This is a genomic window from Streptococcus sp. 2018110 (genome assembly GCF_019754115.1).
Taxonomy (GTDB): Bacteria; Bacillota; Bacilli; order Lactobacillales; family Streptococcaceae; genus Streptococcus; species Streptococcus hashimotonensis.
The window spans coordinates 67,891-84,722 of the sequence record NZ_JAIJZO010000009.1; the positions used below are offsets into that span (position 1 = coordinate 67,891).

The 16,832-nt window shown below is 41.8% G+C and carries 15 protein-coding genes; 9 read left to right on the forward strand and 6 right to left on the reverse strand.

Annotated features, from left to right (window positions below):
• Positions 1–143: 143 nt before the first annotated feature.
• From K5Q34_RS06995 to K5Q34_RS07015, 5 genes are all read right to left on the reverse strand, one after another.
• Entirely contained in the window at positions 144–836 is a 693-nt protein-coding gene (locus K5Q34_RS06995; protein WP_105157537.1) for a methionine ABC transporter permease, read from the reverse strand.
• Complete coding sequence (locus K5Q34_RS07000; RefSeq protein ID WP_221864757.1) at positions 837–1,901, reverse strand: methionine ABC transporter ATP-binding protein; 1,065 nt, start codon at positions 1,899–1,901, stop codon at positions 837–839.
• Positions 1,894–3,261 (reverse strand): M20/M25/M40 family metallo-hydrolase, encoded by a 1,368-nt coding sequence (locus tag K5Q34_RS07005; RefSeq protein WP_221864758.1) that lies wholly within the window; start codon positions 3,259–3,261, stop codon positions 1,894–1,896. Before K5Q34_RS07005 ends, K5Q34_RS07000 begins: the two co-directional genes overlap by 8 nt.
• 156 nt (positions 3,262–3,417) lie before the next feature.
• Positions 3,418–4,269: a MetQ/NlpA family ABC transporter substrate-binding protein gene (locus tag K5Q34_RS07010; RefSeq protein ID WP_024406612.1), complete on the reverse strand. Its 852-nt coding sequence runs from the start codon at positions 4,267–4,269 to the stop codon at positions 3,418–3,420.
• A gap of 151 nt (positions 4,270–4,420) precedes the next feature.
• The gene (locus K5Q34_RS07015) at positions 4,421–5,110 is read right to left on the reverse strand and encodes a gamma-glutamyl-gamma-aminobutyrate hydrolase family protein (RefSeq protein WP_024406611.1); all 690 of its coding nucleotides are present in this window, start codon (positions 5,108–5,110) and stop codon (positions 4,421–4,423) included.
• Between the two features lie 382 nt (positions 5,111–5,492).
• Here K5Q34_RS07015 and metE point away from each other — a divergent pair, with 382 nt between their 5' ends.
• A complete protein-coding gene (gene metE / locus K5Q34_RS07020; RefSeq protein WP_221864759.1) occupies positions 5,493–7,742 on the forward strand; it encodes a 5-methyltetrahydropteroyltriglutamate--homocysteine S-methyltransferase in 2,250 nt (749 codons plus the stop codon).
• A 3-nt stretch (positions 7,743–7,745) separates the two neighbouring features.
• Positions 7,746–8,606, forward strand: a complete 861-nt coding sequence (metF, locus tag K5Q34_RS07025) for a methylenetetrahydrofolate reductase [NAD(P)H] (RefSeq protein ID WP_029751739.1) — start codon at positions 7,746–7,748, stop codon at positions 8,604–8,606.
• 348 nt (positions 8,607–8,954) lie between these two features.
• Here the strand turns inward: metF and K5Q34_RS07030 are convergent, their stop codons facing one another.
• Positions 8,955–10,415: an NCS2 family permease gene (locus K5Q34_RS07030; RefSeq protein ID WP_024414516.1), complete on the reverse strand. Its 1,461-nt coding sequence runs from the start codon at positions 10,413–10,415 to the stop codon at positions 8,955–8,957.
• 343 nt (positions 10,416–10,758) lie between these two features.
• Between K5Q34_RS07030 and K5Q34_RS07035 the strand changes: the two genes are divergently transcribed.
• From K5Q34_RS07035 to K5Q34_RS07065, 7 genes are all read left to right on the forward strand, one after another.
• The gene (locus K5Q34_RS07035) at positions 10,759–11,571 is read left to right on the forward strand and encodes a Cof-type HAD-IIB family hydrolase (RefSeq protein ID WP_024395413.1); all 813 of its coding nucleotides are present in this window, start codon (positions 10,759–10,761) and stop codon (positions 11,569–11,571) included.
• Between the two features lie 221 nt (positions 11,572–11,792).
• A complete protein-coding gene (locus K5Q34_RS07040) occupies positions 11,793–12,785 on the forward strand; it encodes a PTS sugar transporter subunit IIB (protein ID WP_012775315.1) in 993 nt (330 codons plus the stop codon).
• 31 nt (positions 12,786–12,816) lie between these two features.
• Positions 12,817–13,626 (forward strand): PTS mannose/fructose/sorbose transporter subunit IIC, encoded by an 810-nt coding sequence (locus K5Q34_RS07045; RefSeq protein ID WP_024384519.1) that lies wholly within the window; start codon positions 12,817–12,819, stop codon positions 13,624–13,626.
• A 17-nt stretch (positions 13,627–13,643) separates the two neighbouring features.
• Entirely contained in the window at positions 13,644–14,555 is a 912-nt protein-coding gene (locus K5Q34_RS07050; protein ID WP_014736293.1) for a PTS system mannose/fructose/sorbose family transporter subunit IID, read from the forward strand.
• A 60-nt stretch (positions 14,556–14,615) separates the two neighbouring features.
• Positions 14,616–14,987 (forward strand): DUF956 family protein, encoded by a 372-nt coding sequence (locus K5Q34_RS07055; RefSeq protein ID WP_044679250.1) that lies wholly within the window; start codon positions 14,616–14,618, stop codon positions 14,985–14,987.
• Between the two features lie 217 nt (positions 14,988–15,204).
• Entirely contained in the window at positions 15,205–16,479 is a 1,275-nt protein-coding gene (gene serS, locus K5Q34_RS07060; protein ID WP_044676233.1) for a serine--tRNA ligase, read from the forward strand.
• 11 nt (positions 16,480–16,490) lie between these two features.
• Positions 16,491–16,706 (forward strand): PspC domain-containing protein, encoded by a 216-nt coding sequence (locus tag K5Q34_RS07065; RefSeq protein ID WP_024381939.1) that lies wholly within the window; start codon positions 16,491–16,493, stop codon positions 16,704–16,706.
• Positions 16,707–16,832: the final 126 nt, after the last annotated feature.

Consider the following 16,832-nt stretch of genomic DNA (forward strand, 5'->3'; position numbering starts at 1 on the left):
ACATCTTCTAAGACCTAACGACGTTCATAAAATGCTGTTGCATGACTACCCGGTGGCAGTAAATATTTGGTTGCTCTCATTGTATAATATAACTATTAAAAAAGCAATTAATAAATCAAAATGCGAAATGTCTGATTTCCTTACTATCTGTGACTAATCTTTCTCGTCAAGAAATCTCCAATAAACTGGATTACGAAGATGATAACCAAAATCAAAAGAGTTGCTAAAAAGGTCACATCATTATTATACCGTAGGTAGCCGTATGATAGCGCAACCTGTCCCAAACCACCTGCTCCGATAGCTCCTGCCATGGCAGTATAGCCGACCAAAGAAACCAGGGCAAAGGTCGTCACACGAATCAAGTCAGGCAGACCCTCACGCAGATAGACAAGGACAATATCCCAGAACGTCGCTCCTGAAGCCTGAGCGGCCTCAATGACACCACGGTCCAATTCTGACAAGACCACTTCAACCTGACGGGCAAAGAACGGAAAGACTGAAAGAGCGAGCGGCACCAAAGCTGCCTCCGTACCAATCGTTTTCCCAACAATAATTTTTGTCAAAGGAGCAATGGCCGCCAACAAAATAATGAAAGGAATGGCACGGAAGATAGAAGCTACCTTATCCAAAATCCAGTAAACCGTCTTATTTTCAATGACACCCCGAGGACCAGTCAAGACCAAGAACAAACCTGAAACCAAGCCCATAAAGCCACCAAAAGCAAAGGAAACAAAGGTCATATAGAGGGTCAAATTAAAATGTGTTAACCAACCTGTCTGACCATCCCAGCCCAATTTATAAATATCTGGAAAATTCGTTTGAATCCATTCTAACATCTAGTTCGCTCCTTTCAAAATCGTCACTTCCACGCGCGCCTCCGTCACTGCCTCAATCGCACGGTGCAACTGACCAGGTTCACCTGATAAGATCACTACCATCTCACCAACTGGCGTATGGTCCAAAATCTCAATATTGCCATACAAAATATTGGCAGATACTTGATAGAATTTGTACAAATCATTGACAATTGCCGTATCCGTGTTGGAACCAGCATACTTGAGTTGCACTAAAATGCTATTCTCAGGCAAATTCTTAACAATATCCTGCTGGTAAATTTTCACCAAGGCCTCATCAATTCCTGTTGCTGTTTTGATGAAGTCCTGTGTCAATTCTTCTTTTGGATGAGAGAAGATTTCTAAAACAGAACCTTCTTCGATCAAGTGACCATCCTGCATAACAGCCACACGGTTACAAATATCTTTTACAATCTGCATCTCGTGGGTAATCATAACAATGGTCAAGCCCAATTTTTCATTCAATTCCTGCAAGAGTGCCAAAATCTGCTTAGTTGTTTTCGGATCCAAGGCAGAAGTTGACTCATCAGAAATCAAGATTTTTGGATCATTGGCCAAGGCACGAGCAATGGCGACACGTTGTTTTTGACCACCAGACAACTGAGCTGGATAGTTTTCAGCACGGTCAGAAAGCCCAACCAAGTCCAACAACTTAGCAACTTTTTCTTTCTTCGCTTCCTTGCTCAAGCCAGAATGCTTAAGGGCAAAGGCTACGTTTTCTTCTGCCGTCATTTGAGCCATCAGATTGAAATGCTGGAAAATCATGCCGATTTCACGGCGTTTGCTCCGCAATTGAGCTGGGGTAAGTGTGACCTTTTCTCCCTCGTAAATTACATCCTCATCGATAGTAATCTTACCCGCTGTAGGAACCTGCAACAAATTGATGACGCGAACAAGGGTAGATTTCCCTGCTCCAGAATAACCTACGATACCGTAAATATCCCCTTGATTGATATGGATGGTCACATCCTTTACCGCTTCGATGGTGCGTTTTTTCTGCTGGAAGGTTACATCAATATTATCTAGCTTAATCATTTCCTTACTCATAACTTGCAATTAACTCCTCTACTAATTCAACATGGCTATAGTAGTCAGCGATGCTGACATTTTCATCACCGGCATGGTCACGACTGTTGGCATTTCCTAGACCAAATCCTGCAATCGGCGCACCTAGAGCATGAAAGACTGTGTGCATGGGGCCTGTCCCCGGAGACGTCGGCAAGACAGCAACTCCTTCTGGTGTCAACTTTTTAGCCAACTCAATCACATTGACAATGGCAGGGTGGGACATGTCACTTCGGTAGCTCATTTCCCCCAAAGTGAAGATAACCTCAATTTTGTCAAAACCATGCTTGTCCAAATGCTTACGAATCTTATCTAATACATCATGCGGCTCCAACCCAGGCACCAGACGAACTTCCATCTTAGCAGAAGCCTGAGCTGGTATGATGGTCTTGACACCTTGACCAAGATAGCCAGTTGACAAGCCTTCAATGGTAATAGATGGCTCAAAATACAAACGCTTCAGAAACTCACGACGATCTTCTACCAAGGTTGGAAGAGTCAAGCCATAAATGTCTTTCATAGACTGACTGGTCGCCAGTGCAAATTCCTCTACCAAGGCCAATTCACGCTCATTTGGCTCTTGCACTTGCTCGTAAATGCCATCTACCAGAATTCGTCCATCAGCAGCCCGCATGGATTGAAGTGCTGATAATAAATACCAGCTTGCCGAATCAATGACACCACCATAGGAAGAATGAATATCCAAGTCAGCTGATTTGACCTGAAGATCAAAGGTCACAATTCCCTTATTTCCCCCAGCAATTTCTAGCTGATGCAGACTATTGCGATGCCCCTGCTCCCAGACAAGCAAATCAGCACCAATCAAATGTTCTTTATATTTTGAAAGGTATTTGTCCAAGTCGACAGAAGCTGACTCCTCAGCCCCTTCCATAATAAAGATCACATTGACTGGTAAATGACCATTCTGTCTAGCTTGATATTTTTTCAAGGCCGACAGACGAGCTGTGATATGGCCCTTATCATCATCTACCCCTCGACCATAGATATAGCCATCGGAAATGGTCAATTCAAAGGGGTTGCCCTTCTCCCAGACCTGATCGGCATCTGCGGGTACTGTATCATAATGATTGTAGAAAATCAATGTTTTCGCATCTGGCACCGAAGCCTTAAACGTAGCCATGACAAAGGGTGCTGCATAACTATCATCCAAAACAACCTCTGCACCAGCTTCTTCAAACATTTCTTTCAAGTAAGTCGCCACATCCAGCAAACCAATCTGCTGAGCAAAAATAGATTTCTTTGAAATCATGACCTTCAACTTTTCAAAATAGGTTTGAATAATCGCATCATTTTCAAATGCTTGAACTTTACTATCTGCCATACTTTCTCCTCATACTCAATGAAAATCAATCAAATCTACTAACCAAAATCAAATATTCTCCCACATATCTGACTTTGGTTAAGAGATTTTTTCTTATCTCTATAAAAACAGATAGAGGGCTGAACAATACTGCCCAGTCCTCAACCTATTTACATTTTACCAAACTGGCTCATCCATACCGTCTGAAGTATCTTCAATAACTTTTTTCACTTCATCCGTGTGGTAGGCTTCGATAATTTTCTTAATCGCTGCTGCTTGCTCTGATTTTTCCCAATCGCTACGAGCTGCAATCAAGTTGTACCACTGTTTTGAATTTTCATCTTTTTGCTCTTTGTAAAGGGCATTTTTGTAATCCAAACCAGCTTCCAACACAAATGTGTTGTTTACAACGGCTGCATCAACTGAGCTAAGTGAGCTTGCTGTTTGGCTTGCATCCAACTCAGTAATTTTCAAGTTTTTCTTGTTTTCAGTAATGTCAGCAATAGTTGCCAATTCTGTACCAGATACACCAACCTTGATCAAACCAGCTGCTTGAAGAAGGTAAAGAGCACGACTTTCGTTTGTTGGGTCGTTTGGAACCGCAATTTCTGCACCATCTGGAATTTCTTCCACTTTAGTGTACTTGTTTTTTCCATCAGCTGTACCTGAGTAAAGACGGATTGGTGCGATATAAGTATCCGCAATAGCAACCAAGTCTTCACCATTTTCTTCATTCCAGTTATTCAAGAAGTTATAGTGCTGGAATGCGTTGATGTCTACCTCATTTTCAGCTACTGCCTTGTTTGGTTGTGAATAGTCTGTAAATTGAGTGAATTCCAACTTCACTTCGTCCCCGAGAATTTCTTGAACTTTATTCCAACGAGCTTCTTCCGACTCACTCAAGCTCATCACACCTACTCGAACAGTTGTTGCAGATGAATCTGAACTTGAAGAAGAGTTACCACATGCAGCAAGTACACCTACTGATAAAGCAGCTGTTGCCAAACTAAACAATTTTTTTAATTTCATAAAATGATCTCCTTAAATTAGAACTGTATCTATCTTAACACAGAATTTTCTTTCTGACTAATTGACTTTTTTTATAGAAAGTTATAACTTTTCGTTATAACAAATACCCTTGCAATTATAAGCATCGATAATAAAAAGAGGGATACCCCTCTTAAAATATATCTACTAAATACTGAAACAGGTCTCGATGTTGCTTACAATCATTGTACAAAAATTCTGGATGCCATTGGATACCAAACAAAGCTTGGTTCCCCCTACTTTCATAAGCTTCTATCGTACCATCCCTAGGATCCAAACCTGTCGCCACCAGTCCTGGAGCCAATTCTTTGATTCGTTGCTGATGGAAGGAATTAATAGGGCTCCCTTGGGCAAACAGTTGACCGATTCGGCTTTTAGGTTTCACTTGTAAACGATGAGATGTCCCCGCAATACCATCTTGCCAATGATGAGCCACCTCTTGTTCCAAGCTTCCGCCTAGAGCAACATTCAACAACTGCATCCCTCGGCAGACTGCAAAAATTGGTTTTCCCTGACGAAGGGCTTCCTCAATCAAAGCCAGTTCAAATTCATCCCGTTCCAAGAGGTAATCATTACTATCAATCAAGCGCTCTTGACCGTATAGACTTGGGTCTACATGCTGACCGCCTGATAAAATCAACTTATCAATCATGTTGATATAGTCCTTGGCTAAGTCAGGGGTTCCCATAGGAATAACCATCGGTATACCACCAGCCTGACGAACACCATCTGCCAATTCACTCGCAACGGTTACATAAGTTCTACCAGATTTAGTTGGAAATTCTTGCTCGTTTCCTGAAATTCCAATGATAACTTTTCCCATAAAAAGCCCCTTTCTTTCATTTTTTCCATTGTAGCATGGCTACCTAGCCCTGTCTAATATAGAAGTTTTATGGCTTGATAAAAAATAACTATCAGAACTACCTATAAACAATTGCTCGCAAACAAGAGTTTGCCTTTGGCAGTTTCATAGATAAAATCTATACCAAGCTTAAGAAAAAACTATGCTGGAGCCAGCATAAAAAAAGGCAAGCTTGATAAACAGGCGTTTTTTCAAGCTTTTATATAGGAGAAATATCATAAAAAGCAGCTCCCTTTCAATCCGTTATAGCCAAAAGTTATAACTCTCTCTAAAATTTTACAATTATACAAGAGTCGTTTTTTCTGTTAGGATAGGGGCATAGAAATATTTTGGAGGAAAAACCATGACTACTACTATTATCGGCTTCCCACGTATCGGAGAACACCGTGAACTAAAATTTATCACTGAAAAATACTTTAGAAATGAAATTCCACAGGAAGAACTTTTGCTTGCTGCCAAAGAATTGCGCGCTAAACATTGGAATATTGTTAAAGAAGCAGGCATTACTGAAATCCCAAGCAACGACTTCTCTCACTATGACAATGTTTTGGATGCAGCAGTACTATTCAACATCGTACCTAAAGCAGTACAGAACCTTGATTTGACTGACCTTGAAAAATACTTCGCTTTGGCACGTGGTTATCAAGGAGAAAAAGGGGACGTTCGTGCTAGACCGATGAAAAAATGGTTCAATACCAACTACCACTATATCGTTCCAGCTATTGAAAAAGACACAGAAATCAAACTAGCAGGTTATAAGATTTTCGATGAATTCCAAGAAGCAAAGGACTTGGGTATCACAACTCGTCCAGTTTTGATTGGTCCATTCACACTCTTACAATTAACTGATTTTGAAGAAGGTTTAACTGCTACTGATTTCGCTGATAGCTTAGTTGCAGCCTACGGACAAGTCTTTGAAAAATTGGCAGAGCTTGGTGCTGAAAAAATCCAGCTGGACGAACCTAGCTTGGTCAAGGATTTGACTGCTGAAGAAAAAGCCCTGTTCCTAAACATCTACCAAACTCTCTTGGCTGATAAGAAAGGCTTGCAAGTCCTCATCCAAACCTATTTCGGTGATGTGCGTGATATTTACACTGAATTGACAAACCTACCTGTTGATGCCATCGGTCTTGACTTTGTAGAAGGTAAGGAAACGGCTACACTTGTTGCGACAGGTTTCCCAGCTGACAAGACCCTCTACGCTGGTATCGTCAACGGTAAAAATATCTGGCGCAACAACTACGAAAAGAGCCTAGCTGTTTTGGATGCTATTCCAGCTGAAAATGTCGTCATAACAACTTCTTGCTCCCTTCTTCATGTACCATTTACAACTGCTAATGAAGAATTTGAGCCTGCTATCCTCAACCACTTTGCCTTTGCAGTTGAAAAATTGAGCGAATTACGTGATTTGGATGCCATCCGTAACGGTCAAGGCGAAGTTGCTCTCACAGCTAACAAAGAGCTCTTTGCTCTTGAACGTGTGGGGCGTGACACAGCACTTGCTGACCGTCTTGCAAGTTTGACAGACTCAGACTATACACGCCTACCAGTCTTTGCAGAGCGTGAAGCCATTCAACGCGAGAAGCTAAACTTACCACTTCTTCCAACAACAACGATTGGCTCTTTCCCTCAAACCAAAGAAATCCGCAGCACACGCTTGGCTTTCCGTAAAGGAAATATCTCAGAAGAAGAATACGATGCATTTGTTAAAACTCAAACAGATGAGTGGATTGCATGGCAAGAAGAAGTTGACTTCGATGTCTTAGTTCACGGTGAGTTTGAACGAAACGACATGGTAGAATACTTCGGCGAAAACCTGTCTGGTTACCTCTTCAGTAAGAACGGTTGGGTACAATCATACGGTATGCGTGGGGTAAAACCACCAATCATCTGGGGTGATGTAACACGCTTGAACCCAATTACTGTCAAATGGTCTAGCTATGCTCAAAGCCGTACAAACAAACCAGTTAAAGGTATGTTGACTGGACCTGTAACCATCCTCAACTGGTCTTTCCCTCGCGAAGACATCTCTATCAAAGAATCAACTCTTCAAATTGCTCTCGCTATCAAGGAAGAAGTTCTTGACCTTGAGGCAGCGGGTATCAAGATTATTCAAATTGACGAAGCAGCCCTTCGTGAAAAACTACCACTCCGTCGTAGCGACTGGTACAGCGAGTACCTTGACTGGGCAATCCCTGCCTTCCGTTTGGTACACTCAACTGTTGCACCAGATACACAAATTCACACTCACATGTGCTATAGCGAATTTACAGACATCATTCCAGCCATCGACAATATGGATGCGGATGTTATCTCCTTTGAAGCCAGCCGTTCAAATCTTGTTATCCTAGATGAACTCAAGGCTAAAAACTTCCAAACTCAGGTAGGTCCTGGTGTCTATGACATCCACTCTCCACGTGTCCCTGCCGTTGATGAAATTGCCCACACTATTCAAGCCATCCTTGCTAAAGTACCGAAAGAAAAAGTCTGGATTAACCCAGACTGCGGACTCAAGACTCGTGGCGAATCAGAAACAAAAGCTAGTCTTATCCACTTGACTCAAGCAGCTAAGGCAGCCAGAAAGGAACTCTAATTTATGATCGGTCAAACCCCAAGTCTCTCATTTGAAATTTTTCCTCCAAAACCAGAAGTAGGCAATGAAAAGATTATCCAAACTCTCGATGAGATGCAAGGTTTGGCCCCTCATTTTATCAGTGTTACATGCAGCAATAACAATTTGAACGTAGAAGAGACGACTGTCAAGTTGGCTAACCATGTTCGCAATGAATTGCATATTCCAACTATCGCACATTTGCCAGCTGCTTACTTGACAAAAGAAAAGGTCCGATCCGTTCTTCATTCTCTCGATGAAATTGGTGTGCATCAGATTTTAGCACTTCGTGGCGATATTATTGAAGGTCTTCCCCCTAAAGAGGACTTCCAGTATGCAACTGACTTGATTTCCTTTATCAAGGAAGAAGCTCCACATTTTGACATTATTGGAGCCTGTTATCCAGAAGTACATCCAGAATCACCAAATTCTGTCTCAGACATCAAAAATTTGAAAAAGAAAGTTGATGCTGGTTGCTCAACCTTGGTAACTCAACTCTTCTTCGATAACGAAGCATTTTATAACTTTCAGGAGAAATGTTCTCTAGCAGACATCGAAGTGCCTATTATCGCAGGTATTATGCCTATCATCAACAGGAATCAGGCACTTCGACTCTTGAAAACCTGTGAGAATATCCACCTCCCTCGTAAGTTTAAAGCCATTTTAGAAAAATATGAGCACAATCCTGAATCTCTTCGGGCAGCAGGTCTGGCCTATGCTGTAGATCAAATTGTTGACTTAGTGACCAATGATGTGGCTGGTATCCATCTCTACACTATGAACAACGCTGAAACAGCACGCACCATCCATCAGGCAACTCATTCGCTATTCAAACATTATAGTTAGAAAACTCCCCCTGAGCCCAAGCTCAGGGGTTATTCTATGCCCTGTGACTCCCAAAGACTACATGATAAATTTTTCCCCCCATCATGACATTAAACCAGCAGATGTCCAGGTATGTGACATCTTGATTACAATAACGAACAGCCATTTAAAATACAGTCACAAGGAGTAAAAATGGCACTAAGAGAAGACAGAGAAACGACGAAATGGAAAAATAAACTCCATCCGTTTGCAATTTACAACATTCAAGACAGTATTTTATTAACTGAAGCACATTGATTCCCATATATTTTAATCGTAAATACAAAAACTGACCTTCAAATGAAGATCAGTTCAAGGATAATAAACAGATTACAAGATGGCTAGAATGATGAAATTCAGAATAAATAGAGCTGTAGCACCCCAAAGGATTGGATGAATTTCTTTAGCCTTACCTGTCGAAACTTTTACCAAGCAATAGAAGATAAACGCTGCTGCAATACCGTATGAGATTGAGAAGCAAAGCGCCATGAAGAAGGCTGCAAAGAAGGCTGGAAGAGCGTCTTCGAATTGGCTCCAATCCACATCTAGGAATGATGAAACCATCATGACACCGACAATAATCAAAGCTGGAGCAGTTGCCGCTGCTGGTACAATACCGATAAATGGCAAGATAAGAATTGAAAGAAGGAAGAGAACCGCTGTTGTAACAGCTGTCAGACCAGTACGACCACCTGCAGAGATACCTGCAGCCGATTCAACATATGTCGTTGTATTTGAAGTACCAAATAGTGCACCGATAGAGGTGCCAATCGCATCTGCAAAGAGGGCCTTGTCCATCTTAGAGTTAAAGCCTGTACCATTTTCGAGAGCTTTCTCATCTTCTTCTGAGAAAATACCAGTCTTACGACCTGTACCGATAAAGGTACCAAGTGTGTCAAAGGTATCTGACAAGCTGAATGCAAAGATAGTCATCAAAACAAGTGGTAGACGGCTTGAATCAGCAAAGAGCGAAGATAGACCACCAAAAGCTGCTAAGAAAGTCGTACCAAGCTCCGCAAAGGCTGTACCGATATTGTTGTTTGCAAAATCAATTGTAGACAGATCCACAACACCTGCTGGAATTCCAGCTACAGTCGTTGCAATAATACCAATCAAAATTGCACCACGCACGTTCTTAATAACCAAAACAGCTGTCAAGAGGAGACCAAACACTGTCAAGAGAACACTTGGTTCAGTAAAAGTTGAAATAGACGGGACAACACCTCCACCTGCAAAAACAGAGAAAACACCGTTTGAGAATGTTTCAGCTGTTGCATCTGCCGGAGCAACACCATTTACAGTAATAATATCTGAACCAGATGTCAAGAAGGTGATTAAATTGGAGTTTTTAAAACCAAGATAGGCAACGAAAACCCCGATACCTCCACCGATGGCATGTTGCAAGCTAATCGGAATCGCCTTAATAATGCTCTTACGAACCTTTGTAACGGTAATAAAAACGTTAAACAAACCGCAGAGGAAAACCATTGCCAAAGCTTCTTGCCAAGTAAAACCAAGACCGATAACCACTGTATAGGTAAAGAAGGCATTCAACCCCATGCCTGGTGCCAAGGCGTAAGGTACGTTAGCAAATAATCCCATAACAAGCGTTGATACAGCACTCGCAATAATTGTCGCTAAAAAGACTGCCTGAGTCGGCATACCTGCCACACTCAATACGCTCGGGTTAACGAACAAAATATAGGACATGGCAAAGAAAGTCGTAAGACCTGCCATAATTTCTGTTGAAACCGTCGTTCCGTGTTCTTTCAATTTAAAAAATTGATCCATTTTTCATTTCTCCTTTAATTTACGAACGATAAAAACATTATAATCAAAAAACATTATAATTTCAAGTTTTTTAATCTTGAAAACGTTATTTTGTTTATTTTTAGCCTTTAACATTCGTAAATAACGAACATTAAAAAGTTGCGGACGATCTATAAAAAATTTATTGCTTCTTTGCTTTTATTATCTCCTTTTGTTATACTGGAAATTATTAGTTCAAGATATGGTTACCTACAAGTACTATTCTTTGACGCATAAAACAATTTCTCAGCAGGCTAACTACTACCTAAACACTTTTTGCTATTAAAAACTAGTATGACAAATCTAGAAAGGAATGCTATTAAATATGAAGAAAAAAATCATTGCTATCGATTTGGACGGTACATTGCTCAATAATGATAGTCAATTATCTGATTATACCATCTCAACTATAAAGAAGGTCCGCCAAGCAGGACACACCGTTCTTATCGCCACAGGTCGCCCCTATCGAATGGCTGAAAAATATTACCACCAACTAGAACTGGATACTCCCATGATTAATTTCAACGGTTCTTTAGTTCACATCCCTGGAAAGAAATGGCAATGGGAACAAAATATTTTAATCGACAAAAAATACCTACTCGAATTTCTAAAAGAAGAAGAAACGTTTGAGGCAGATTTTATTGCCGGTGAATACAAGAATAAATTCTACATCACTCAAAAGAACTTAGACAAGATTGATCCGGCTCTGATGGGGGTTGAACAGATTACTCCAGATACACTCATCAGACCTGAGTTAATCACTAGCGATCCTCATTCCATCCTTATGCAAACTCGTGCAACTGATAAGTATGAACTTGCAAAAGAAATGAATGCCTATTTCAAAGATGAATTAGAAATCAATACGTGGGGTGGACCATTAAATATCCTCGAAACTTGTGCAAAAGGTGTCAATAAGGCAACCGCTCTGAGCTATGTTCTTAACCTCTACCAAGCCTCTCCTAGCGACTTAATTGCCTTCGGCGATGAGCACAACGATGTTGAGATGCTAGACCTAGCAGGAACAGCCTATGCCATGAAAAATTGTAGCGATACACTTCGTCCACATGCCGACAGATTGACAGCATTTGCTAATTTTGAAGATGGTGTCGCACGTGAACTAGAAAACCTATTTTTATAGACATCAAAAAACCTGATAAACTGTCAGGTTTTTGTCATATTCGTTGCATATTTTTATCACTTTTCTGAAACCAACTTATGAAAAATTTCGGAAATATTTTGCACTTTTAACATAATTCCTCTTGACAAATGCACTGAAAACGTTTTATAATGTTACAGTTCGAACATGAAAGCCCATTCAATGGTTTTTACATGAACAAGAAAAATTTAGGAGGATCAATAATGAGTATTGGAATCATTATTGCAAGTCATGGCGAATTTGCTGCTGGTATTCATCAGTCAGGTTCAATGATCTTTGGCGAACAAGAAAAAGTACAAGTTGTTACTTTTATGCCAAGTGAAGGTCCAGATGATTTATACGCTAAGCTAAATGCTGCCGTGGACGCATTCGATGCCGATGATGAAGTTTTGGTTTTGGCTGACCTTTGGAGTGGTTCACCATTCAACCAAGCAAGCCGTGTAGCTGGTGAAAATCCAGATCGTAAGTTTGCTATCATCACCGGTCTAAACTTGCCAATGCTTATCCAAGCTTACACAGAGCGTATGATTAACGCTGCTGCTGGCGTGGAGGAAGTTGCGGCAAACATTATCAAGGAAGCCAAAGATGGTATCAAAGTTCTTCCAGAAGAACTTCAACCAGCTGAAGCTGCTCCTGTTGCCGATGCTGCTCCTGTTGCACTACAAGGTGCTATCCCTCCAGGTACTGTTATCGGTGATGGCAAGTTGAAAATCAACTTAGCCCGTATCGACACTCGTCTCTTGCACGGTCAAGTGGCGACTGGTTGGACTCCTGCTTCCAAAGCAGATCGTATCATCGTTGCATCAGATACAGTTGCCAAAGATGAATTGCGTAAACAACTCATCAAACAAGCTGCACCTGGTAACGTAAAAGCGAACGTTGTCCCAATCAAGAAATTGATTGAGGTTTCTAAAGACCCTCGATTCGGTAACACTCACGCCTTGATTCTTTTCGAAACTCCTCAAGAAGCTCTTGAAGCAATTGAAGGTGGTGTTGAAATCAAAGAATTGAACGTTGGTTCTATGGCTCACTCAACTGGTAAAACAATGGTTAACAACGTATTGTCAATGGACAAAGATGACGTTGCAACCTTTGAAAAATTGCGTGACCTTGGCGTTGAATTTGATGTGCGTAAAGTACCAAACGATTCGAAGAAAGACTTGTTTGAACTTATCAACAAGGCAAACGTTCAATAAATCGATCTGTTAGTATAGAAAGGATTACAACATGTCAGATATTACACTTATTTCTGCAATTCTCGTTGTCATCGTTGCCTTCTTCGCTGGTCTTGAAGGTATCCTTGACGAATTCCAATTCCATCAACCATTGGTAGCTTGTACCCTTATCGGTCTTGTGACTGGTAACTTGGCTGCAGGTGTTATGCTTGGTGGTTCTCTACAAATGATTGCACTTGGTTGGGCAAACATTGGTGCAGCCGTTGCTCCTGACGCTGCTCTTGCTTCTGTAGCTGCTGCAATCATCATGATCAAAGGTGGCGACTTCTCAACTGAAGGTATTGCCGTTGCAACAACAACTGCTATCCCTCTTGCCGTAGCTGGTCTTTTCCTTACAATGATCGTTCGTACTATCTCAGTCGGTCTTGTACACGGTGCTGACAATGCTGCTAAAGATGCAAACTTCGCTGCTGTAGAACGTTACCACTTGTTTGCACTTCTCCTTCAAGGTTTGCGTATCGCAGTTCCTGCAGCTCTTCTTCTTGCAATTCCTGCAGAAGCTGTTCAATCAGTACTTGAAGCAATGCCAGCTTGGTTGTCAGGTGGTATGGCCGTTGGTGGTGGTATGGTTGTTGCCGTAGGTTACGCTATGGTTATCAACATGATGGCAACTCGTGAAGTATGGCCATTCTTCGCCCTCGGTTTTGCTTTTGCTGCTATCAGCCAATTGACACTTATCGCACTTGGTGTTATCGGTGTTGCAATCGCGCTTATCTACCTCAACTTGTCAAAACAAGGCGGATCAGGTAACGGTGGTGCTTCATCTAACGACCCAATCGGCGACATCCTTGAAGACTACTAAGAGAAGGGAGATTCATCATGTCAGAAAAAATTCAACTTTCCGTAAGCGATCGTAAAAAAGTTTGGTGGCGTTCAACCTTCCTTCAAGGTTCATGGAACTATGAGCGTATGCAAAACTTAGGTTGGGCTTATGCAATGATCCCAGCTATCAAAAAACTTTACACTAAAAAAGAAGATCAAGCTGCTGCTCTTGAGCGCCACTTGGAATTCTTCAACACACACCCATACGTTGCTTCACCAATCCTTGGTGTAACTCTTGCCCTTGAAGAAGAGCGTGCTAATGGTGCTGAAATCGATGACACAGCTATCCAAGGTGTGAAAATCGGTATGATGGGACCTCTTGCTGGTATCGGTGACCCAGTCTTCTGGTTTACTGTTCGTCCAATCCTTGGTGCTCTTGGTGCTTCACTTGCACTATCTGGAAATATCATGGGACCAATCATCTTCTTCCTTGGCTGGAACATCATTCGTATGGCCTTCCTATGGTATACACAAGAATTTGGTTACAAGGCTGGTAGCGAAATCACTAAAGACATGTCTGGTGGTATCCTTCAAGACATCACTAAAGGTGCTTCAATCCTTGGTATGTTCATCCTTGCCGTTCTTGTTCAACGTTGGGTATCTATTACTTTCGCTGTAAATCTTCCTGCTAAACAATTGTCAGAAGGAGCTTACATCGTCTTCCCAGAAGGTACTGTTACTGGTGCTGAGTTGAAAGGTATTCTTGGTCAAGCTCTTAGCGGACTTAGCCTTGAACCAACTCAAGCTCAAACATTACAAGGTCAGTTGGACAGCTTGATTCCAGGTTTGATGGGACTTCTCCTTACTTTCCTCTGCATGCACTTGCTTAAGAAGAAAGTAACACCAATCACAATGATTATCGGTCTCTTCATCGTAGGTATTCTTGCTCGTTTCTTCAACATTATGTAATCAAGGACCCCGCTCTTGCGGGGTTTTATGATATAATGAATATCTAGGAAGGGAAGCACTATGGCACAATCACAAAATACAAGCGTTGAACTCCAAACCACAGGGGTTTCCTACATGGGCTTTGGTGGCAAGGTTGGAAAATTTCTAATTGGTGACAAGGCACTTGAGTTCTACCCAGATAGCAACGTTGAGCGCTTTATCCAAATTCCCTGGTCAGAAATGACTAGCATTGGCGCAAACGTTTCTGGAAAAGTAATCAGCCGTCATTTTGAAATTTATACAGAAAAAAGTCGATTCTTGTTTGCCTCTAAGGATTCTGGTAAGATTCTTAAAATTGCCCGTGAGCATATCGGCAATGAAAAAGTTGTGAAATTACCGACTCTTCTGCAAACAATCGGCAGAAAAATTTCGAATCTATTTGCCAAAAAATAAAAAATCAAGTATAATAGTAGAAACGGATAAGTAGCTTCTAGCTCCTTTCAGAAAGTCTGCGGTCGCTGTGAGCAGATAGGAAAAAGTTGTGAAATTCTACCGTTATGAAATTATCAAAATACAATCAAGTGCACAGAATGTGAAGCTGGATGGAACCGCGGTAAATATCGCTCCAGCATCTCTCATTCTGTGTTTTTTTATTCTAAAGGAGACATCTATGCTAGATATCAAACGTATTCGTACAGATTTTGACGGAGTTGCTGCCAAATTAGCTACTCGTGGTGTGGCTGCCGAAACCTTGGCAGACATCAAGGAATTGGATGCAAAACGCCGTGAAATTTTGGTTACTGTAGAAGAATTAAAAGCAGAGCGCAACACCGTTTCTGCGGAGATTGCCCAAGCAAAACGCAACAAGGAAAATGCGGATGACAAAATTGCTGCCATGCAAAAATTATCTGCCGATGTAAAAAACTTGGATGCTGAACTCTTGGAAATTGATGAAAAACTAAATACCATCCTTGCAGTTCTTCCAAATACGCCGCACGATTCTGTCCCTGTTGGTGCAGATGAAGAAGAAAACGTGGAAGTTCGCCGTTGGGGAACTCCCCGTGAATTCACTTTCGAGCCAAAAGCTCACTGGGATTTGGGTGAAGATCTAGATATTCTGGACTGGGAACGTGGGGCAAAAGTCACTGGTGCCCGCTTCCTCTTCTACAAGAACTTAGGTGCTCGCTTAGAACGTGCCCTCTACAACTTCATGTTGGACGAGCATATCGCAGAAGGCTATCAGGAAATCATCACACCTTACATGGTCAACCACGACTCTATGTTTGGTACTGGTCAGTATCCAAAGTTCAAGGAAGATACTTTTGAGTTGGCAGACACTAACTTCGTCCTCATCCCAACTGCGGAAGTGCCATTGACCAACTACTACCGCAACGAGATTTTGGAAGAAAAAGACCTGCCAATCTACTTCACAGCCATGAGTCCATCTTTCCGTTCTGAAGCTGGTTCTGCTGGTCGTGACACCCGTGGTCTGATTCGCCTTCACCAATTCCACAAGGTTGAAATGGTCAAATTTGCCACACCAGAACAGTCTTATGATGAATTGGAAAAAATGACGGCAAACGCAGAGAATATTCTCCAAAAACTAGGCTTGCCATACCGCGTTTTGGCCCTCTGTACAGGCGATATGGGCTTCTCAGCTGCTAAGACCTATGACTTGGAAGTCTGGATTCCTGCCCAAAATGCCTACCGTGAAATCTCAAGCTGTTCAAATACCGAGGATTTCCAAGCTCGTCGCGCCCAAATCCGCTACCGCGATGCTGCTGATGGCAAGGTAAAATTGCTCCACACCCTCAACGGATCTGGTCTAGCAGTTGGTCGTACCGTTGCAGCAATCCTTGAAAACTACCAAAACGAAGATGGTTCTGTCACCATTCCAGAAGTACTCCGTCCATACATGGGTGGGGTTGACGTGATTAAGCCTTAGAGGTAAGGAATATGAAAAAGAAATGGTATAAGGACAAAAGTCGTGGTGAACTGGCTGGCGTTATCGCAGGTCTTTATGACTACTTTGACCTATATGAAAACTACGGTTGGAAATTAGAAAATGTTCGTTTAGTGGTCATTATATTAGCTATTGTGACCAACCTACCCTTTCTAACTGCCTACATCATTCTGGCTATACTTTTACCAGACAAGTCTGAACTCAATTAAATCATGACCACCCGTCAAACGGGTGGTTTGAACAAGGGCTGTAAGCCCACATCACCAGCCAGCGCCTAAAGACGCTGGCTTTCACTTTGTTCAAGCCTCACTGCTTTTGACTCGTCACTAGCCTCT